Below are 17,616 nucleotides of genomic sequence, written 5' to 3'. Positions count from 1 at the left end.
GCCCGCACAAGGACTAGATGGAAGCCGGATGGGCTCAGCAGCACACACATCTGACACCGCAGCACCCGGGCGCCTTGTTCTGGGGATCGAATCGAGCTGCGACGAGACCGCGGTCGCGCTGGTGCGCGGCGACGGGACGATCGTGGCGCAGGCGATCGCCAGCCAGGAGGCCGAACATGCCCCCTATGGCGGCGTCGTGCCCGAGATCGCCGCGCGCGCCCATGCCGAGCGGCTGGCGCCCATGCTCGCGAAGGTGATGGGCGATGCGGGCATCGCCCTCGACAAGGTCGACGCCATCGCCGCGACCGCCGGGCCGGGGCTGATCGGCGGGGTCATGGTCGGGCTGGTGAGCGCCAAGGCACTGGCGATGGCATCGGGCAAGCCGCTGCTGGCGGTCAACCATCTGGAGGGCCACGCGCTCTCGCCCCGGCTCGCCGATGCCGGGCTGGCCTTTCCCTATCTGCTGCTGCTCGTCTCGGGCGGGCATTGCCAGATCCTCGCCGTCACGGGCGTCGGCCAATACCGCCGCCTTGCCACCACCATCGACGACGCGCTGGGCGAGGCCTTCGACAAGACCGCCAAGATCTTGGCGCTCGGCTATCCCGGAGGCCCCGCAGTGGAACGGCTGGCGCTGGAGGGCGATCCCAAGGCCGTGCCCCTGCCCCGCCCCCTCAAGGGCTCGGCCGAACCGCACTTCTCCTTCGCCGGGCTCAAGAGCGCGGTGCTGCGCGCGGTGGAGAGCGGCGCGCACCGCCCTGCCGATATCGCGGCGAGCTTCCAGCAGGCGGCGGTGGAATGCCTGATCGACCGGCTGGAACTGGCGCTCGGGCGCGCGGGCCCCTTCCCGGCGCTGGTGGTTGCGGGCGGCGTGGCCGCCAACAAGACGGTGCGCGCGGCGCTCGAAGCCCTTGCAGCGAGGCACGCGATGCGCTTCACCGCCCCGCCGCTGGCCCTGTGCACCGATAACGCGGCGATGATCGCCTGGGCGGGGATCGAACGCCTCGCGCAGGAGGGCGAGGGCTTTGCCGGCGACCCGCTCGATTTCGTCGCCCGCCCGCGCTGGCCGCTCGATCCGGCTGCCGAGGCGGTGCGCGGGGCAGGATACAAGGCATGAGCGGCGTGGGCACGACCGGCGTGGGCATGAGCGACCTCGAAACCATCGGCGTCATCGGCGCGGGCGCATGGGGCACGGCGCTGGCCCAGATGCTGAGCTGCGACGGGCGCGAGGTGATCCTGTGGGCCTATGAGCCCGAGGTGGTCGAAGCGGTCAACGCCGGACACCGCAACCCGCTCTACCTGCCCTCGGCGACCCTTGCCCCGACCATCCGCGCGACAGCGGAGCTGGCGGACCTCGCGCAACTCGACACCGTGCTGGTCGTGACCCCTGCGCAGGTGCTCGGCCGCGTGCTGGCGAGCCTTCCCGCCTACCCCCGCGATCTGGTGCTGTGCTCCAAGGGCATCGAGGCAGGGACCGGCAGGCTGATGAACGACGTCGCCCGCGAGGCGGCGCCGGGCAGCGCGGTCGCGGTCCTTTCCGGCCCGACCTTCGCGCACGAGGTCGCCGCTGGCCTCCCCACCGCCGTCACCCTCGCCTGCTCGGGAGGCCGCGAACAGTGGGAGCGCCTCGCCCCCGCGCTCGCGCGGCCCGCCTTCCGGCCCTATTACTCCGACGATGTCGCGGGCGCCGAGATCGGCGGCGCGGTCAAGAATGTGCTCGCCATCGCCTGCGGTGTGGTCGAAGGCCTCGGCCTCGGCCAGAACGCGCGCGCGGCACTGATTGCGCGCGGCTATGCCGAGATGCTGCGCTTCGGCGAGGCGCTGGGCGCGCGGGCCGAGACGCTCTCGGGCCTGTGCGGGCTGGGCGATCTGGTGCTGACCTGTTCCTCGACCTCGAGCCGCAACTTCAGCCTCGGCAAGGCGCTGGGAGAATCGGGGGGCGAAGGCGCTTCGGCTGCCGGCCTCATGGCCGACCGCCGCACCGTTGCCGAGGGCGCGCATACCGCCCCCGTGCTCGCCGGACTGGCGCAAGAACGCGGCATCCCGATGCCGATCGTCGCCGCAGTCGATGCGATCCTCAAGGGCGAGGATGCGCGCGCCGTGGTTGCCGGCTTGCTCGCCCGCCCGCTGAAAGCCGAGCGCGACGGGGCCGAACGGGACCAGCGCGCTTGACCACGCTTCCCGCCGCCTCCCCTGCCGCCCCTCCCGCCGCAGACGACACCGACGATCTCGCCAGGCTCGCCAAGGGCGGGCGCACCAATACGCTGGGCTTCGTGATCCGGCTGATCGCGCGCATCCCCTTCCTCGTCATCGCCACCCGCCTTTACGGTGCCGAGGCGCTGGGCCGCTTCGCTTCGGCGCTGGTGCTGATCGAGATCATCGCGCTGGTGTGCTCGCTGGGCGAGAAGCGCGGCCTTGCGCAGCGCCTGTCCGAGGGCGCGGGCGAGGACCGCGGGGCCGAGACCAATCTCGTCTACGATGGCATCCTGCTGGCGCTCGGCTATTCGGCGGTGGCGGCGGGGGTGCTGCTGGTTTTCCCCGAGCCGATGTTCCCCAACGGGATGAACTCAGCCTGGGACATCTGGCTGGTCGCCACCATCCCCGCCTTTGCCGTCACCGAGATCCTGCTCGCAGCGCAAGCCTACCGCTTCGATATCGCGACCACGGTGCGCGCCCGCGCGATCATCGAGCCGTGGACGATCTCGATCGGCGCAGGGGTGTTCTTCACCCTGCCCGCCACGCGCGAGAGCGGGCTGGCGCTGGCCTATATCGTCTCGATCTTCGCCGCCTTGCTGACCACCGCCTGGCCGTTCCTGCGCACCTATGGCCTGCCGCGCGGCTGGCAGCCGCGCCCGCGGGCGATGGCGGCGATGGCGGCGCGCGCCTTCCCGCTGGTCGGCGCCGACGCGATCGAGCGCGGCACGCGGCTGCTCGACATCTTCATCCTCGGCCTGTTCGCGCCGCCGCAGGCGGTGGGCATCTATTATGCCGCCCAGCAGATCGCGTCCCTTCCGCAGAAGCTCAAGACCAGCTTCGAGCCGATCCTCTCGCCGGTCATCACCAAGAACCTGCGCACCGGCAACATGGCGGCGATCGCCGCGCAGGTGCGGCAGGTGGGGTTCTGGATCATCGCCGTGCAGCTGGGCATCGCGCTGATGCTCGGCGTGCCGGGCGAGGCGGTGATGGGGCTGTGGGGGCCGGACTATGTCGCGGGCACCGCCGCGCTCGCCCTGCTGCTCGCCGCCGAGGTCGCCGCCTCGATGGCGGTCGTCTCGGAAAGCGTGCTGGTCTATATCGCCAGGAAGCGCAATCTGGCGATCTCGGTCGCGATCATCGGCTTGCAGGCGGGCCTGACGATCGCGCTGATCGAGGCGGCGGACCGCCTCGGGCTCGGCAACGGCTTCGAGGCGGCAGGCGCGGCCGGCGCGCTGATGGTGGCGCTGGCGGTTTCGAGCCTGGTGAAGGCGCTGCTCTTGAAGCGGCTGCTGGGCGCTCCGGTCTCCAACTGGCGCTGGGCGCTGGTCCACGCCGCTGCCCCTGCGGTGGTGGTAGGCTATGCCTTCACCTGGGCGCCCGAATGGGCCGAGCTCGTCCTCGGCATCCCCGCAGTGCTCGGCGTCTATGCGCTGGTGGTGTGGCGGCGCGGCTTCGGCGAGGACGACAAGGTCTTGTTCCGCAAGCAGGTTGTCCCCGATCCGGCGACCGACCTCGCCTGAAGCCTTGCACCAACCTGGTGCATGGGCGAAGCGCGCGCAGACTGCTAAAGCGCCCGACTTCTTAGCGATTCCCACCGGAGACCCCCGCCCCCATGTCCGCCGATCTGACCGCCTATCTCCCGCTGATCCTCATCGCGCTGGCCCTTCTGGCGGTGCTGGTGTGGATCATCAGCCGCACCAGTCGCCGCGCCCGGGTGACGGGCGAGGAGGGCGCGCCCGGCATTTTCCGCGACGTGCTGGAGGACGGCGCGGCCCCTGCCCAGCGCAACCAGGCGCTGATCGACGCGCCGCGCGGGATCGAGATCATCCAGGGCGAGCTGTCGGCGATGGCCAATGCGCAGGTCACCTCCGCCGCGCCGCTCGGCACCGACGAGGAGGCCGGACCCGCCCCCGACCCCGCGCCCGCGCCCGCGCCGGCCGCCGCGGGTCCGGCCGACGACCTCACCCGCATCAAGGGCCTCGGCCCCAAGCTTGCTGCCTTGCTCGGCGAATTCGGCATCACCACCTTCGCCCAGATCGCCGCCTGGACCCCCGAGGAGATCGAGCGCATCGACGCCAGGCTCGGCCGTTTCTCGGGCCGTATCAACCGCGACCAGTGGGTCGAGCAGGCGCGATTTCTCGCTGCGGGAGACGAGGCGGGCTTCACCGCAAGATTCGGCAATAATGGATGAGATTCCGCGCAGTTTGACGTCCAAACCGTGATACAGTCCCGCTCATGGGATTCGTTAACACGGGAGAGAACCGATGACTTTGCGAATCTTGGTGGCCGAAGACGAGTACATAACCGGCTTCGATCTGTGCGATACCTTCGAAGAAGCGGGTTACGAGGTGGAAGGGCCGCATGCCGGGATTTCCTCGGCGATGCTCGCCTGCCAGAAGGAACGCCCCGATGTGGCGCTGCTCGATATCGAGCTGGCTGACGGGCTGAGCCTGGAACTGGCGCAGAAGCTCATCGACGAGAATGTGCCGGTGATCCTCCATTCCGATCCCGAGGACACGCGCGCGCTGGCGATGCGCTTTCCCACGGCGACGACGCTGGTGAAGCCCTGCCCGCCGGCCGAACTGCTCGGCGCGGTGAGCCGCGCGCTGACCCCGGCCTGAGCGGCAACCACGCTCCGCCCCTTGCTCCCCCGCCTGAACCCTGCAATGGCTGGGACGAGCAAGACAGGCAGGAGCAATTGCGTGTGGCTGTAAGGCAAGCAGGCGCCCCCATGCCGGGATTTGCCGTCACGGGCCTCGGGCCGATTGGCCCGCAAGGCTGGACGGCCGCCCGCAGCGGAAGCGAAGCTGAACCGCGCCAGGCGGGACACCGGGCCGAAAGGCCGCGTGAGCGAGGATGTCGCGCGCCGGATGGGGTGCGGAAAGCAAAAGCATGAAACTCTACGGCTACTTCCGCTCGTCCACCTCCTACCGCCTGCGCATTGCCCTTAACCTCAAGGGCCTCGCCTACGAGAACATCCCTGTCGATCTGCGCACCGGCGAAAACAAGGATGCCGCCTTCACGCAGCGCAATCCCTTCGGCTCGCTTCCGATGCTCGAAGCGGGCGGGCGTGACCGCGCGCAATCGATGGCGCTGCTCGAATGGCTTGACGAGGCCTATCCGGCTCCGCCCTTCCTGCCTGCCGATATCGAGGCGCGCTACACGGCACGCGAACTCGCCTACGGGATCGCGACCGAAATCCACGCGGTGAACAACCTGCCGGTGCTCAAATATCTGAAAGACCCGCTCGGCCATACCCAGGACGAGATCGACATCTGGTACCGCACCTGGCTGAAGCGCACGCTCGATCCGGTCGAAGCCCGCCTCACACAGCTGGGGACGGGGGATTTCCTCCACGCCGGCGCGCCGGGGCTGTTCGAGATCGTGCTGGTCCCGCAGCTCGCCAACGCGCGGCGCTTTGCCTACGACCTGTCGGCAAGCCCCCACATGACCCGCATCGAGGCCGCCTGCCTCGCGCTCCCCGCCTTTGCAGCGGCGCACCCCGACAGGCAGATCGACGCGGTATAAATACATAGGTCTCGGGAGGACAAGACATGAAACTCGCAACCCTCGACAACGGCACGCGCGACGGGATGCTGGTGGTGGTCAGCAAGGACCTCACCCGCTGCTGTGCGGCAGGCTACATCGCGCCGACCATGCAGGCCGCGCTCGACAACTGGGAGCGGGTCGCGCCCGAGCTCGAAGTGCTCGCCCGCGATGTCGAGCACGAGGCGGTGCCGTGCGAGCGCTTCCACGAACGCCAGGCGCACTCGCCCCTGCCGCGCGCCTACCAGTGGGCCGATGGCAGCGCCTATATCAACCACGTGGAGCTCGTCCGGCAGGCGCGCGGGGCCAAGGTGCCCGAGCGTTTCTACCACGACCCGCTGATGTATCAGGGCGGATCGGACAGCTTCCTGCGTCCGCGTCAGGACATCCCGCTTAGCGACCCTGCCTGGGGCTGCGACATGGAGGGCGAGATCGCCTGCATCACCGGCGATGTGCCGATGGGGGTGACGCCGGAGGAGGCTGCCGCGCATATCCGCCTGCTGATGCTGGTCAACGACGTTTCCTTGCGCGGCCTGATCCCGGCCGAGCTGGAAAAGGGCTTCGGCTTCTTCCAGTCCAAGCCCGCCAGCGCCTTCTCGCCGGTCGCGGTGACGCCCGACGAGCTGGGCGATGCCTGGGCGGACTGCCTGATCCACCTGCCGCTGAGGGTTGAACTGAACGGTGCGCCCTTCGGCCGGGCAAATGCCGGGGCGGACGCGACCTTCAACCTCGCGCAGCTGGTGGCGCACGCGGCCAGGACCCGCAATCTTGCTGCGGGCACGATCATCGGCACCGGCACGGTCTCGAACAAGGGCGCCGATGGCGGGCCGGGCAAGCCGGTCAGCGAAGGCGGCGCGGGCTATTCGTGCATCGCCGAAATCCGCATGATCGAGACCATCGAGGACGGCGCGCCCAGGACCCCCTTCATGCAAGCGGGCGACGCGGTGCGGATCGAGATGCGCGATCGCGACAATCATTCGATCTTCGGCGCGATCGAACAGCACGTTGTCGCCGTATAGGGGCTTGTCCCGATCCCGCCCGACCCCACCTAGGCCTCCTGCCCATCCCCCCTGAAGGAACGCTCCATGACCGCCGCCTACCCGACCCTCAAGATGTTCATTGCCGGCCAGTGGGTGGAAAACGGCGATGCGGGGGTGATGGATGTCGTGAACCCGGCGACCGGTGCCGCCATCGCGCAGTGCCCCAAGGCGGGCCCCGCCCAGCTCGATGCCGCATTGAAGGCGGCAGGCTATGCCTTCCCGGCGTGGAGCGCGACCTCGGGGGCGGAGCGTCACGCCATCCTGCGCCGCGCTGCCGATCTGCTGCGCGAGCGGGCGCCGGAGATCGCAAGGGTTGTCACGGCCGAAATGGGCAAGCCGCGCGCGCAGGCGCTGGGCGAGATCACCGGCTCGGTCGATGTGCTCCACTTCCTCGGCGAGGAAGCCAAGCGCCGCGGCGGCCGGCTGATCCCGACGCGCGGGACCCAGCTGATCGCGCAGATGGTGACGCATGAGCCGATTGGCCCGGCGGTGCTGCTCACCCCGTGGAACTTCCCGGTGAACCTGCCTGCCAAGAAGATCGCGGGCGCGCTCGCGGCCGGGTGCACCGCGATCCTGAAACCGGCCGAAAACACGCCGGGCAGCGCACAGCTGCTGGTCCAGTGCTTCGTCGATGCAGGCGTGCCGGCGGGCGTGCTCAATCTCGTCCATGGCGATCCCGGTCCGATTGCCGAGCGCCTCGTCGCCTCGCCCGTCACCCGCAAGGTGAGCTTCACCGGATCGACCGCGATCGGCAAGCAGCTGGGCGCGCTCGCGGCGACCCACATGAAGCGGTTTGCGCCCGAACTGGGCGGGCACGCGCCGGTGATCGTCAGCAAGCACGCCGATGTCGCGCGTGCGGCGGTGATGTGCGCGCTGACCAAGTTCCGCAATGCAGGGCAGGTGTGCGTCTCGCCGACCCGTTTTCTGGTGGCGCGCGAGATCTACGACAGCTTCGTCGCCGATTTTGCCGCGGTCGCGAGCAAGCTCAAGGTCGGCGATCCGGGCGCGGACGATAGCGTCGACATGGGCCCGCTCGCCCACGCAAGGCGCATTGCCGCGATGCAGCAGGTGGTCGCCGATACGGGCGGGACCCGCGGCGAGGTGGTGACCGGCGGCGCGGCGATCGAGGGCAGCGGGTTCTTCTTCCAGCCCACCGTCATCGCCAACCCCGCGCCCGACAGCCGCTTCATGACCGAAGAGCCGTTCGGCCCCATCGCCGGGATCGTCCCCTTCGACACGATCGAGGATGCGGTCGGCATCGCCAACAGCCTGCGCTACGGCCTTGCCGCTTATGCCTTCTCGGGCAATCTCGACGAGGCGCATTACCTCGGCCGCAGCCTGCGGGCCGGGATGGTGGGGATCAACCAGCTTATCGTCTCTTCACCCGAAACCCCGTTCGGCGGGGTCGGCGACAGCGGCTTCGGATCGGAAGGCGGAGAGGAAGGTTACCTCGCCTTCACCGACACCAAGCTGGTGATGCTGGCGAAATCTGGCGGTTAGCCGAGAAAGCGCGAGAGCAGGGACCGGGGCTGCTGTTCCATCGGCTGGATGCGGCCATAGCGCGCCTGGCGCGATGCCTCGTCGTAAAAACAGACAGTGCGGCGCATCGGATCTGGCCGGCTCGACCAGAAAGTCGGTTTTTCCATCAGTCGCGTCCCCGAATCGCGTATTTTTAAGTTGCAGTAGCTAACACCAAAGCTGTGGATAAACGAGTCGTATCGTGCGCCTGCGCAAATTTCCTTAGGCGGGCGTCAATATCCTGAAGCATGTCCATCCGGGTTTGTTCCCGGGGTGTGGCAAAAAACCCCCTAGGGCCCGGTGCGACGGGCTCCGGCGGCGCGCACTTCGGCCAGCGTGGGGTAGCCGTTGACCGCCATCAGCAGGTCCGCCTCGGCAAGGATCGAGCGGAGCACCCACGCCGCGCCCTCGGCCCCGCCAAGCGCGAGACCATAGGTGTAGGGCCGCCCGACACCGACCGCGCGGGCACCCAGCGCGAGCGCCTTGACAGCATCGGTGCCCGATCGGATTCCGCTGTCAAACAGCACCGGGGTGTCGCCTGATGCCGCGACCACATCGGCCAGGAGGTCGATGGTCGCGATCCCGCCATTGGCCTGCCGCCCGCCATGGTTCGAGCAATAGACCGCGTCCGCCCCGCAATCGACCGCGCGGCGCGCGTCGTCGGGGTGGCAGATGCCCTTCAGCACGATGGGGAGCCTGGTCACGGACTTGAACCACGCCATGTCCTCCCACGTCAGCACCTGGCCGAAGGTGGCCGCCCAGGTGAAGATCGCGGCGGCCGGGTCTTCCTCGGGCGGGCGCGCCAGGAGCGAGCGGAACACGGGGTCGGTGAAGTAGTTCTGGAGCACCTTGCCCCGCAGCTGCGGGAAATTCGAGGCGTTGAGATCGCGCGGCCGCCAGCCGGTCACCCAGGTATCGAGCGTCACCACCAGCGCCGTGTAGCCGGCGTCCTCGGCGCGGCGGATCAGGCTTGTCGCCAGTTCGCGGTTCTTGGGCGTATAGAGCTGGAACCACGCAGGCGTCTCCCCGCAGGCCGCCTTCACCTCCTCGAGCGGATCATTGGCGAGGGTCGAGGCGCAGAAGGGCACCCCCGTCAGCGCCGAGGCGCGCGCGGCGGCGAGGTCGCCATGGCGGTCCTGCGAGGCTTCTCCGTTCAAACCGATGGGGGCCATGAACAGCGGCGTCGGGTAGCGGTGACCGAAGAGTTCGATCGAAAGGTCGCGCGTCGAACAATCGACCATCATGCGCGGCACCATGCCCCAATGGTGGAAGGCGGCCGCGTTCTGGTCCTGCGTATGCTCGTCCCCGCATCCGCCGGCGACATAATTGGTGAGCATCGGCCCCAGAGCCTGATGCGCGCGCTTTTCGAGGCCGGCGAAATCGACCGGCCAGGTGGGCAGGATGCCGCGCAGTCCGGCGTTGTAGATCTCGTTCTGCATCGCGCCGTAATTGGTCATGGCGGTTGGTCTCTCCCTGTGTCTTTGCACGGAAGATCAGCCGATGCGGTGCGTCAGGGCAAGGGGTTTTCGGGAGCATCGCGCGGAAAAGTGGGCACCGGTTTTCCGCTCAAGCGATGCGACAGCCAAAGCCTAGAACAGGCGTTGCAGGCGCGGGCGCAGGCGCAGGAAGCGCAAGTACAGCGCTTCGAGCAGACGCAGCACGAGGGGGTTGCTCGCCGCCAGCCCCAGCGGGCGCAGCACCGGGATCGCGCGCCACATCGCGGCGAAGGCCGCCGCGCCATCATGGATCACCCCGTCCTCTTCGGCATGGAAGCGCGCCAGCAGCTGCGCGCGGTCGACGGGGCAGGAGGGGTCCGCGCCGCTCGCGACATCGACGAAGGCGATGGCCCCGCGCCGGTCCAATCGCCGCATCAGCGCGATCTCGCGCAGGCACAGCGGGCAGGCGCCGTCATACCAGACCTTGACCGGGCCGCTCATGGCGCGATCCACAGGCGGATGATCCAGGCAACCGCGCCCAGCACCGCGACGCTGGCGGCCCAGATGCCGATCATCCACAGGAAGCGTTGCCAGAAGGGGGCGTCCTTGTGCGTTACCGCGTCGCTACTTGAGCGCGGGGGCTGTTCCGGCTCCGGCTCCAAGCTCGTGGGCGCCAGCATCAGTGATACCCCTCGTCCGCCACCTTGCCGCGGAACACCCAATAGGCCCAGGCGGTGTAGGCGAGGATCAGCGGCAGGGTCAGCGCGACGCCCACCAGCATGAAGGCTTGGCTGCGGTAGGGCGCGGCCGCTTCCCAGATGGTGACGCTTTCAGGCACGGCATAGGGCCAGATCGTGACGCCAAGCCCGCTCATGCCGAGGAAAAACAGGGCGATCCCCAGCCAGAAGGGCTTGGAATTGCGGTCCTTGAGGATCGCGCGCAGCATCGAGAGTGCGACGATCGCGGTCAGGATCGGCACCGGGGCGACGTAATAGACCTCCGGCGCCGACAGCCAGCGCGCGGCGTAATCGGCGTTCAAGGCGATGTTGTAGAGGCTCACCGCGCCCATCAGCACGATCGTCGCCGCGCCCCAGCGGATCGCGAGCTTGCGGGCGTGCGCCTGCTCCTCCCCGTCGAGCTTCCAGATCAGCCAGGTGCTCCCCAGCAAGGCATAGCCCGCCACCGTGCCGAGGCCGGTGAGGAGCGTGTAGGGCGTGAGCCAGTCCCACCAGCTGCCCGCATAGGCGCGGCCCTCCACCTCGATGCCTTGCAGCAGCGCGCCCAGCGTCATCCCCTGCGCCAGCGCCGCGACGAGGCTGCCACCCGAAAAGGCCATGTCCCAGAACGCCTGATGCGCAGGATCGCGCCAGCGGTATTCGAAGGCGACCCCGCGAAACACGAGGCCGAGCAGCATCGCGATGATCAGCGGATAGGTCGCCGGAAGGATCACCGCATAGGCGAGCGGGAAGGCCGCGAAGAGGCCCCCTCCCCCCAGCACCAGCCAGGTCTCGTTCCCGTCCCACACCGGCGCGATCGAGTTCATCGCCCGGTCCCGCTCGCGCCCGGCCTTGAAGGTGGGAAAGAGGATGCCGATGCCGAGATCGAACCCGTCCATCACCACATAGGCGAAGACCGCAAAGGCGATGATGAAGGCCCAGACGACGGTGAGGTCCATCACACCGGCTCCTTCTCGTCAGGCGCCTGCGTGGGCAGGGTTTCCGCGCCGCCCGGGTTCTGCGTCGGCCCCGGGGTGATGCCGGCAGTGCGGATCGGGCCGACATCGCCGCGCTTGACCCCGTATTCGCCCGGGTGCGGCGCCTTGCCCATCAGCTTGAGGATATACCACACGCCGATCCCGAAGACGGTGAAGTAGACGAGAATGAAGGCAAGCAGCGATGCGGCGACTGCGGGCGCATCCAGCGGGCTGGCCGCATCGGCAGTCCGCAAGAGCCCGTAGATGACGAAAGGCTGGCGGCCGACCTCGGTGGTGATCCATCCGGCGAGCACCGCGGCAAAGCCCGATGGGCCCATCAGCACGGCGGCGCGGTGCAGCCACGGCATGTCGTAGAGCCGTCCGCGCGCTCTGCCCAACAGGCTCCACAGCCCGATCCCGAGCATGGCAAAGCCGATGCCGACCATGATGCGGAAGCTCCAGAACAGGATGCCGACCGGCGGCTCGCGGTCATCGGGCACGGTGTCGAGGCCCTTCAGGGGCGCGTCCAGCTCGTGCTTGAGGATCAGCGAGGACAGCTTGGGGATCTCGATGGCGTAGCGCACGGTTTTCGCCTCGCTGTCGGGAATGCCGAACAGGATCAGCGGCGCGCCATCGGGGTGGGACTGGTAGTGCCCCTCCATCGCCATCACCTTGGCGGGCTGGTGCTCGAGGGTATTCAATCCGTGCATGTCGCCCGCGAAGATCTGCGCCGGGGTGACGATCGCCGCCATCCACATCGCCATCGAGAACATCTTGCGGGCATGCGGGTTGGCGCGGTCCTTGAGCAGGTGCCATGCGCCCACGGCTCCGACCACGAAGGCGGTGGTCAGATAGGCCGCCATCACCGTGTGGACGAGGCGGTAGGGAAAGCTCAGGTTGAAGATGATCGCGGTCCAGCTCTCGCCGGGCAGGAACTGGCCGTTCTCGCCGATCAGATAGCCGGTCGGCGTCTGCATCCAGCTGTTGACGCTGAGGATCCAGAAGGCCGAAACGAAGGTGCCCAGAGCCACCATGAAGGTCGCGAAGAAGTGCAGCTTCTTGCCGACCTTCTGCATCCCGAACAGCATCACGCCGAGAAAGCCGGCTTCAAGGAAGAAGGCGGTCAGCACCTCGTAGGCCATCAATGGCCCGATCACCGGCCCGGCCTTGTCGGAGAACACCGACCAGTTGGTGCCGAACTGGTAGGACATGACGATCCCCGAGACGACGCCCATCGCAAAGGCGATCGCGAAGATCTTGAGCCAGTATTTGAAGAGGTCGAGATAGACCGGCTTGCCCGTCTTCAGCCACAGCCCCTCGAGCACCATGAGGTAGCTTGCCAGGCCGATCGAGAACGAGGGGAAGAAGAAGTGGAAGCTCACCGTGAAGGCAAACTGGATCCGCGCGAGCAGCAGGGCGTCAAGGTTCTCGAACATGATCGGCAGGTAATCCCATGGCCTCGGCGATCAATTGCAATCGCTGCATGAGCTATACGGTTGGACAGGCAAAGGGTTGCAAACCGTCTCAGCCGCGCGCTTCGAAGGGTCGCGCTATCGCCATTCCGGCGAGCATCGCGGCAAGGAAGATCGCCGCCGCAAGCGGGTCTATGGCGAGCGCGGCAAAGGCCGGGCCGGGGCACAGGCCGGCAATCGCCCAGCCCACGCCGAACAGCGCCGAACCGGCTATCAGAGGCACGGTGATGTCGGAGCGGTCGGGAAGGGAGAAGGCCTCGGCCAAGGCGGGGCGCTGCATCCGGCGCTGGATCGCCCAGGCGATCGCCATCACGGCCACCGCACCGCCCATCACGAAGGCGAGCGTCGGGTCCCAATCACCGAACAGGTCGAGAAAGCCGCGCACCCGTGCCGGATCGGTCATGCCGCCGATGGTGAGCCCTGCTCCGAAAATGGTACCCGAGACCAGCGGGACGACCAGCGCGCGGATCATGGCAGCACCGCAATGCCGAGGGCATTCATCGCCGCCACGGTCGCAAAGCCGGTCGCCATGAAGGTCGCGACCGCCACCAGCGAGCGCTGCGAGAGACGGCTCATCCCGCATACCCCGTGCCCGCTGGTGCAGCCGCTGCCGAGACGGGTGCCGATGCCGACAAGGAGCCCTGCGACAATCAGCGGCAGCGGCCCGGCAAAGGCAGGCGCGGGGTCGCCCGTCAGACGCATCACGACCAGCGTGCCGAGCGGAAGCCCGACGAGAAAGGCGAAGGCCTGCGCACGCGGCAAGGCGCTGTCGGCGATCCCGAAAGCGCGCGCGGCAATCCCCAAGACCCCCGCGATCCGCCCCGCGCCAAGCAGCATCAGCGCAGCGGCAAGGCCGATCAGCACGCCGCCGCCAAGCCCTGCGACCGGCGCGGCATCGGGAAAGCCCGGCAAGGTCATACCGCGTTCACCGGCAGCTTGAGGTAGACGATGCCGTTCTCGTCCGGCGGCGGCAGGTGGCCGGCACGCATGTTGACCTGCACGCTCGGCAGGATCAGGCGCGGCATGGCAAGCCCGGCATCGCGGGCCTCGCGCATCGCGACGAATTCGTCCTCGCTGATCGCGTCATGGGCGTGCACATTGCCCGCGCGCTCGGCGGCAACGGTGGTCTCCCACACATAGTCGCTGCGGCCCTCGGGCAGGTAGTCGTGGCACAGGAACAGCCGCGTGGCAGGCGGGAGCGCGAGGATGCGGCGCAACGAACGGTAGAGGGTGCGCGCGTCGCCGCCCGGGAAATCGGCGCGCGCGGTCCCGTAGTCGGGCATGAACATGGTGTCGCCCACGAACACCGCATCCCCCACCGCATAGGCGATGCAGGCAGGCGTGTGGCCGGGGACGTGGAGGACCGTGACCGTCAGATTGCCGATGGCAAAGCTGTCGCCGTCCTCGAACAGTGCATCGAATTGCGATCCGTCGCAGGCAAATTCGGTGCCGGCGTTGAACAGCTTGCCGAACACCTGCTGGACCCGGGTGATCGCGGCGCCGATAGCGATTTTCCCGCCGAGCTTCTCTTGCAGGTAGGGCGCGGCCGAGAAGTGATCGGCATGGGCATGGGTTTCGAGCAGCCATGTCACTTTCAGATTTTGCAAAGTGACATGCGCAACCACCGCATCGGCAGAGGTGGTGGCGGTGCGGCCCGAGGCCGGATCGAAATCGAGCACCGAGTCGATAATCGCCGCCTCGCGCGTGGCGGGATCGTGGACGACGTGGGTGACAGTGAAGGTGACGGGATCGAAAAAGCTCGCGATTTCGGGACGCAAGGCGGGTTCGGCGAAAGCGCGTTCGGCATTTGCACTGGCCTGATCGAGCGCCGGATCATGTCTGTCCATCGCCGTTCCTCCATTCACTTTCATAAATCGTGTATATATATTGCAATGAGGCCGGTCAAGGACTATGCCCCCGGCATGGATCATCCCGCCCCGCCCCCGCGCATCGGCGACCTCGCCCCCGATTTCGAGGCGCGCAGCACCATCGGCCCGGTCAGGCTCTCCGCCCATCGCGGCCGCTGGCTGGTGCTGTTCTCGCACCCGGCGGACTTCACCCCGGTGTGCACCACCGAGTTTGTCGCCCTCGCCCGCGAGGCCCCGGCCTTCGCGCAGCGCGGCTGCGACCTCATGGCGCTCTCGGTCGACAGCCTCTTTGCCCACTTCGCCTGGCTGCGCATGATCCGCGACCGGTTCGGCGTCGAGGTGCGCTTCCCGATCATCGAGGATCCGACGATGGTCATCGCCCGCGCCTTCGGCATGGTCTGCGCCGCCGACCGCGACAGCGGCGCAGTGAGATCGTCCTTCTTCATCGACCCCCACGGGGTGATCCGGGCGATGACCTGCTATCCGGCCAACCTCGGCCGCTCGATCCCCGAGATGCTGCGCATGCTTGACGGGCTCAGGGCGGTCGATGCGCAAGGCGCGCTCGCGCCCGCCAACTGGCAACCGGGCGACCCGCTGCTCGAGGCGCCCGGCCACGATCTCGACGCGGTGTTCGACGCCGAAGAGGCGACCGCGTGGTTCCTGCGCCAGACGGGGCCTTCGGCGTGAGCATCGCCGAGCCGGCCCTTGTCGAGGCGCTGAAGGCGCTCGCCCACCCGCTGCGCTGGCGCATCCTCGCCGCGCTGGCGGCGGGCGAGCGCAATGTCGGCGAGATCGAGCAGGCGACCGGCATCGGACAGCCCGCGCTCTCGCAGCAATTGGGCGTGCTGCGCAAGGCCGGGCTGGTGGTCACGCGCAAGGATGCCAAGCTGGTGTTCTATGCATTGGCAAGCACCGCCATCGGCGAGGTGACAGGCGCGCTATCCGGCCTCGCGCCGGGCGGTCAGACCGCCGCAATCACCCCCGCCCCGCAACGTATCACCGCCCCCGGGGTCGCAAATTTCGCGCGGCTTTCCTGAGGTCTAGGCCGGCGGCGGGCCGGCCAGCGCGGCACGCAGGCGCCGCCGCACGAGGAAGGGTTCGAGCCGGCGGCCGAACAGATAGACCGCCGCAAAGATGCCCGCGAGCACATAGCCCTCGTCAGGCGAATGACGGCCCTCCTTGTCCTTGGCGTCCTTCTTCTTGTCCTTCTTCTTCTTGCTCGGATCTTCGGGCGCGGGCGCGCCGAGGAATTCGTCGACCGGATTGAGGGTCTTTGCCGCAGGCGGCTTCTTCTCGTCCTTCTTCTCGGCCTTAGCACCGGCCTCGGTGTCGGCAGCTTCCCAGGCTTTGATGGTGATCGCCAGCTGCGAAAAGCCAAGGAACAGCAGCGGCGCAAGGAAGCACAGCAGCAGCGCATGGCTGAACAGGTCGAAGCGCAGCACCGCGCCCGCGCCCGCCTGCTCGATCCACATCCGCCCGCGGGTGAAGGTCGCCAGCTTGTCCTGCGCCTGCGGGTTGCGCTTGGTGTAGGTCAGCACCCCGCCCTCTTCCGACACATCGGTGCCGGGGATTCGCAGCAGCGGATCGATCCGCGCAAAGGCTTCGGCCGCGGGCATCCCGGGATCGATCGGCACCTCGCCGCGCACGCGCCAGATATTGTCGATGAGCGGGAGCTTGAGCCCCGTGACCGCCCGCCGCGGCGCTTCGAGCGTTCCGGCGGTCCCGGTCACTCGGCAGGTTCCAGCGCGGGCTGCATCGCGCCCCCGCTACCGCCGCGAAGGCGCTTGGCAAACCACGCCTTCGTGTCGCGCCAGCCTTCGCGGAAGGGGAACACCATCGTCTCGCCGATATCCATGCGGCGTCCGCCTTCCATGCCCAGCTGTTCCGCCTCGCCATCGACGCAGGTGCCGAAAATGCGGTCCCAGATGATCCACGTCCCCGAATAGTTGCTGCGGGTCGCCTCGTAATCCTGCGAGTGGTGCACCGAGTGGTGTTCGGTGGTGTTGAAGATGAAGCGCCACCAGCGCGGTGTGTTGAAGCGCACGTTGATGTGCTGGTAGACGCCCACGGTCATGCCGATCGCGCCCGCCAGCAGGAAGGCGCGGGGCAGGAAGTCGAAGAAGCCGCCGATCCCCAGTCCGATCAGGAACAGCTCGACCGGATTGCCGACCGCGCCCTTCTGGACATTCAATTGGGTGATGTAGTGGTGCGGCGCATGGGTCAGCCATAGCGGGTGCCAGTTGTGCATCGCGCGGTGCATCCAGTACTGGCCGAAGTCGAAGATCATCGAGATCAGCACGGCCTGCACCAGCAGCGGCAGGCCGGTGAACCAGTCGAACTTCTTCCAGTCAAACGCGCCCTGCACCGCCTCGATTATCGCGCCGTCGCCGATGTAGGCATCGACCATGCGCAGGAAGGTCATGCCGAGCGCGACATAGAACAGATCGGTGGCAAACTCCTTCCACGTCAGCTGCCAGCTGTTGTAGCGCGGATTGACCCATTCGAGCGCCAGCAGCAGCACCGTCCAGCCGAGCCGGATGGCAATCGCGGTCGAAGCGACGGCAAGCCAGTTGGGCGCGTAATACCAGAAGGCAATCGCCGCAAAGAGCATGACGGGCTGGAAATATGTGAAGACGAACTGCTTGACCGGTCCGCCTTCGACCCTGCCGGTATTCTCCCAGCCGACGGTCACGGGCGCATCGGCCCCGATGATCCGCTTGCCAACCTGAACTCCGGCCATGACGCACCCCTGCTGAAAAAACGTTCAAATCCTGCGCCACCAGCCATGACAACCTCGCGCGCGCGAGGAAGTGGGCAAATGACGTAGACCTGTGCGAACCCGAAGCAAGT

At 67.9% G+C, this 17,616-nt stretch carries 21 protein-coding genes; 10 read left to right on the top strand and 11 right to left on the bottom strand.

Features of this window, described 5'->3' with window-relative positions; genetic code table 11:
* Positions 1-28: 28 nt before the first annotated feature.
* From tsaD to D620_RS0110925, 8 genes are all read left to right on the top strand, one after another.
* The gene (gene tsaD, locus D620_RS0110960; RefSeq protein ID WP_017665856.1) at positions 29-1,114 is read left to right on the top strand and encodes a tRNA (adenosine(37)-N6)-threonylcarbamoyltransferase complex transferase subunit TsaD; all 1,086 of its coding nucleotides are present in this window, start codon (positions 29-31) and stop codon (positions 1,112-1,114) included.
* Positions 1,111-2,169: an NAD(P)H-dependent glycerol-3-phosphate dehydrogenase gene (locus tag D620_RS0110955; protein WP_017665855.1), complete on the top strand. Its 1,059-nt coding sequence runs from the start codon at positions 1,111-1,113 to the stop codon at positions 2,167-2,169. Before tsaD ends, D620_RS0110955 begins: the two co-directional genes overlap by 4 nt.
* A complete protein-coding gene (locus D620_RS0110950; RefSeq protein ID WP_017665854.1) occupies positions 2,166-3,713 on the top strand; it encodes a lipopolysaccharide biosynthesis protein in 1,548 nt (515 codons plus the stop codon). The genes D620_RS0110955 and D620_RS0110950 overlap by 4 nt, the downstream gene beginning before the upstream one ends.
* A 92-nt stretch (positions 3,714-3,805) precedes the next feature.
* Positions 3,806-4,384 (top strand): helix-hairpin-helix domain-containing protein, encoded by a 579-nt coding sequence (locus D620_RS0110945; RefSeq protein WP_017665853.1) that lies wholly within the window; start codon positions 3,806-3,808, stop codon positions 4,382-4,384.
* A 73-nt stretch (positions 4,385-4,457) separates the two neighbouring features.
* Complete coding sequence (locus tag D620_RS0110940; protein ID WP_033376614.1) at positions 4,458-4,814, top strand: response regulator; 357 nt, start codon at positions 4,458-4,460, stop codon at positions 4,812-4,814.
* 271 nt (positions 4,815-5,085) lie between these two features.
* On the top strand, positions 5,086-5,721 hold the full coding sequence (gene maiA, locus D620_RS0110935; protein ID WP_026092145.1) for a maleylacetoacetate isomerase: 636 nt from the start codon (positions 5,086-5,088) through the stop codon (positions 5,719-5,721).
* A gap of 26 nt (positions 5,722-5,747) precedes the next feature.
* On the top strand, positions 5,748-6,758 hold the full coding sequence (locus tag D620_RS0110930; RefSeq protein ID WP_017665850.1) for a fumarylacetoacetate hydrolase family protein: 1,011 nt from the start codon (positions 5,748-5,750) through the stop codon (positions 6,756-6,758).
* A gap of 66 nt (positions 6,759-6,824) precedes the next feature.
* Positions 6,825-8,279, top strand: a complete 1,455-nt coding sequence (locus tag D620_RS0110925) for an NAD-dependent succinate-semialdehyde dehydrogenase (protein WP_017665849.1) — start codon at positions 6,825-6,827, stop codon at positions 8,277-8,279.
* Here D620_RS0110925 and D620_RS16430 read toward each other — a convergent pair.
* The 9 genes from D620_RS16430 to D620_RS0110880 form a co-directional block, all read right to left on the bottom strand.
* Entirely contained in the window at positions 8,276-8,425 is a 150-nt protein-coding gene (locus D620_RS16430) for a hypothetical protein (RefSeq protein WP_155800110.1), read from the bottom strand. The two genes, D620_RS0110925 and D620_RS16430, sit on opposite strands and share 4 nt — an antisense overlap.
* A gap of 162 nt (positions 8,426-8,587) precedes the next feature.
* Positions 8,588-9,754, bottom strand: coding sequence for an alpha-hydroxy-acid oxidizing protein (locus D620_RS0110915; RefSeq protein WP_017665847.1), 1,167 nt, complete (start codon positions 9,752-9,754; stop codon positions 8,588-8,590).
* Between the two features lie 132 nt (positions 9,755-9,886).
* Positions 9,887-10,234 (bottom strand): thiol-disulfide oxidoreductase DCC family protein, encoded by a 348-nt coding sequence (locus tag D620_RS0110910; RefSeq protein ID WP_017665846.1) that lies wholly within the window; start codon positions 10,232-10,234, stop codon positions 9,887-9,889.
* The gene (locus D620_RS16920) at positions 10,231-10,413 is read right to left on the bottom strand and encodes a DUF2474 domain-containing protein (RefSeq protein ID WP_017665845.1); all 183 of its coding nucleotides are present in this window, start codon (positions 10,411-10,413) and stop codon (positions 10,231-10,233) included. Before D620_RS16920 ends, D620_RS0110910 begins: the two co-directional genes overlap by 4 nt.
* On the bottom strand, positions 10,413-11,408 hold the full coding sequence (gene cydB, locus D620_RS0110900) for a cytochrome d ubiquinol oxidase subunit II (RefSeq protein WP_017665844.1): 996 nt from the start codon (positions 11,406-11,408) through the stop codon (positions 10,413-10,415). The genes D620_RS16920 and cydB overlap by 1 nt, the downstream gene beginning before the upstream one ends.
* The gene (locus tag D620_RS15225; RefSeq protein ID WP_017665843.1) at positions 11,408-12,862 is read right to left on the bottom strand and encodes a cytochrome ubiquinol oxidase subunit I; all 1,455 of its coding nucleotides are present in this window, start codon (positions 12,860-12,862) and stop codon (positions 11,408-11,410) included. The genes cydB and D620_RS15225 overlap by 1 nt, the downstream gene beginning before the upstream one ends.
* An 88-nt stretch (positions 12,863-12,950) precedes the next feature.
* On the bottom strand, positions 12,951-13,370 hold the full coding sequence (locus D620_RS0110890) for a DUF6691 family protein (protein ID WP_017665842.1): 420 nt from the start codon (positions 13,368-13,370) through the stop codon (positions 12,951-12,953).
* Entirely contained in the window at positions 13,367-13,816 is a 450-nt protein-coding gene (locus D620_RS0110885) for a YeeE/YedE family protein (protein WP_017665841.1), read from the bottom strand. The genes D620_RS0110890 and D620_RS0110885 overlap by 4 nt, the downstream gene beginning before the upstream one ends.
* Entirely contained in the window at positions 13,813-14,745 is a 933-nt protein-coding gene (locus D620_RS0110880) for an MBL fold metallo-hydrolase (RefSeq protein ID WP_017665840.1), read from the bottom strand. The genes D620_RS0110885 and D620_RS0110880 overlap by 4 nt, the downstream gene beginning before the upstream one ends.
* A gap of 75 nt (positions 14,746-14,820) precedes the next feature.
* On the opposite strand from D620_RS0110880, the gene D620_RS0110875 reads away from it, so the two are divergent.
* Both D620_RS0110875 and D620_RS0110870 read left to right on the top strand, forming a co-directional pair.
* Positions 14,821-15,453, top strand: coding sequence for a peroxiredoxin (locus D620_RS0110875; RefSeq protein WP_033376694.1), 633 nt, complete (start codon positions 14,821-14,823; stop codon positions 15,451-15,453).
* Positions 15,450-15,803: an ArsR/SmtB family transcription factor gene (locus D620_RS0110870; RefSeq protein WP_017665838.1), complete on the top strand. Its 354-nt coding sequence runs from the start codon at positions 15,450-15,452 to the stop codon at positions 15,801-15,803. Before D620_RS0110875 ends, D620_RS0110870 begins: the two co-directional genes overlap by 4 nt.
* A 3-nt stretch (positions 15,804-15,806) precedes the next feature.
* On the opposite strand, the gene D620_RS0110865 is transcribed toward D620_RS0110870, so the two are convergent.
* Together D620_RS0110865 and D620_RS0110860 are read right to left on the bottom strand one after the other, a co-directional pair.
* Positions 15,807-16,496, bottom strand: coding sequence for a hypothetical protein (locus D620_RS0110865; RefSeq protein ID WP_017665837.1), 690 nt, complete (start codon positions 16,494-16,496; stop codon positions 15,807-15,809).
* On the bottom strand, positions 16,493-17,506 hold the full coding sequence (locus tag D620_RS0110860) for a sterol desaturase family protein (protein ID WP_017665836.1): 1,014 nt from the start codon (positions 17,504-17,506) through the stop codon (positions 16,493-16,495). Before D620_RS0110860 ends, D620_RS0110865 begins: the two co-directional genes overlap by 4 nt.
* Between the last annotated feature and the right edge of the window lie 110 nt (positions 17,507-17,616).

Source organism: Porphyrobacter sp. AAP82 (assembly GCF_000331285.1).
Taxonomy (GTDB): Bacteria; Pseudomonadota; Alphaproteobacteria; order Sphingomonadales; family Sphingomonadaceae; genus Erythrobacter.
This window is presented reverse-complemented; position numbering and strand designations above follow the sequence as displayed.

What these genes read in the sequence shown, in the direction of transcription:
- D620_RS0110860 (WP_017665836.1), bottom strand. Translation starts at nt 17,506, where the DNA reads ATGGCCGGAGTTCAGGTTGGCAAGCGGATCATCGGGGCCGATGCGCCC.
- D620_RS0110945 (WP_017665853.1), top strand. Translation starts at nt 3,806, where the DNA reads ATGTCCGCCGATCTGACCGCCTATCTCCCGCTGATCCTCATCGCGCTG.
- D620_RS15225 (WP_017665843.1), bottom strand. Translation starts at nt 12,862, where the DNA reads ATGTTCGAGAACCTTGACGCCCTGCTGCTCGCGCGGATCCAGTTTGCC.
- D620_RS16430 (WP_155800110.1), bottom strand. Translation starts at nt 8,425, where the DNA reads ATGGAAAAACCGACTTTCTGGTCGAGCCGGCCAGATCCGATGCGCCGC.
- D620_RS0110955 (WP_017665855.1), top strand. Translation starts at nt 1,111, where the DNA reads ATGAGCGGCGTGGGCACGACCGGCGTGGGCATGAGCGACCTCGAAACC.
- D620_RS16920 (WP_017665845.1), bottom strand. Translation starts at nt 10,413, where the DNA reads ATGCTGGCGCCCACGAGCTTGGAGCCGGAGCCGGAACAGCCCCCGCGC.
- D620_RS0110925 (WP_017665849.1), top strand. Translation starts at nt 6,825, where the DNA reads ATGACCGCCGCCTACCCGACCCTCAAGATGTTCATTGCCGGCCAGTGG.
- cydB (WP_017665844.1), bottom strand. Translation starts at nt 11,408, where the DNA reads ATGGACCTCACCGTCGTCTGGGCCTTCATCATCGCCTTTGCGGTCTTC.
- maiA (WP_026092145.1), top strand. Translation starts at nt 5,086, where the DNA reads ATGAAACTCTACGGCTACTTCCGCTCGTCCACCTCCTACCGCCTGCGC.
- D620_RS0110930 (WP_017665850.1), top strand. Translation starts at nt 5,748, where the DNA reads ATGAAACTCGCAACCCTCGACAACGGCACGCGCGACGGGATGCTGGTG.
- D620_RS0110880 (WP_017665840.1), bottom strand. Translation starts at nt 14,745, where the DNA reads ATGGACAGACATGATCCGGCGCTCGATCAGGCCAGTGCAAATGCCGAA.
- D620_RS0110885 (WP_017665841.1), bottom strand. Translation starts at nt 13,816, where the DNA reads ATGACCTTGCCGGGCTTTCCCGATGCCGCGCCGGTCGCAGGGCTTGGC.
- D620_RS0110910 (WP_017665846.1), bottom strand. Translation starts at nt 10,234, where the DNA reads ATGAGCGGCCCGGTCAAGGTCTGGTATGACGGCGCCTGCCCGCTGTGC.
- D620_RS0110890 (WP_017665842.1), bottom strand. Translation starts at nt 13,370, where the DNA reads ATGATCCGCGCGCTGGTCGTCCCGCTGGTCTCGGGTACCATTTTCGGA.
- D620_RS0110915 (WP_017665847.1), bottom strand. Translation starts at nt 9,754, where the DNA reads ATGACCAATTACGGCGCGATGCAGAACGAGATCTACAACGCCGGACTG.
- D620_RS0110940 (WP_033376614.1), top strand. Translation starts at nt 4,458, where the DNA reads ATGACTTTGCGAATCTTGGTGGCCGAAGACGAGTACATAACCGGCTTC.
- D620_RS0110875 (WP_033376694.1), top strand. Translation starts at nt 14,821, where the DNA reads ATGGATCATCCCGCCCCGCCCCCGCGCATCGGCGACCTCGCCCCCGAT.
- tsaD (WP_017665856.1), top strand. Translation starts at nt 29, where the DNA reads ATGGGCTCAGCAGCACACACATCTGACACCGCAGCACCCGGGCGCCTT.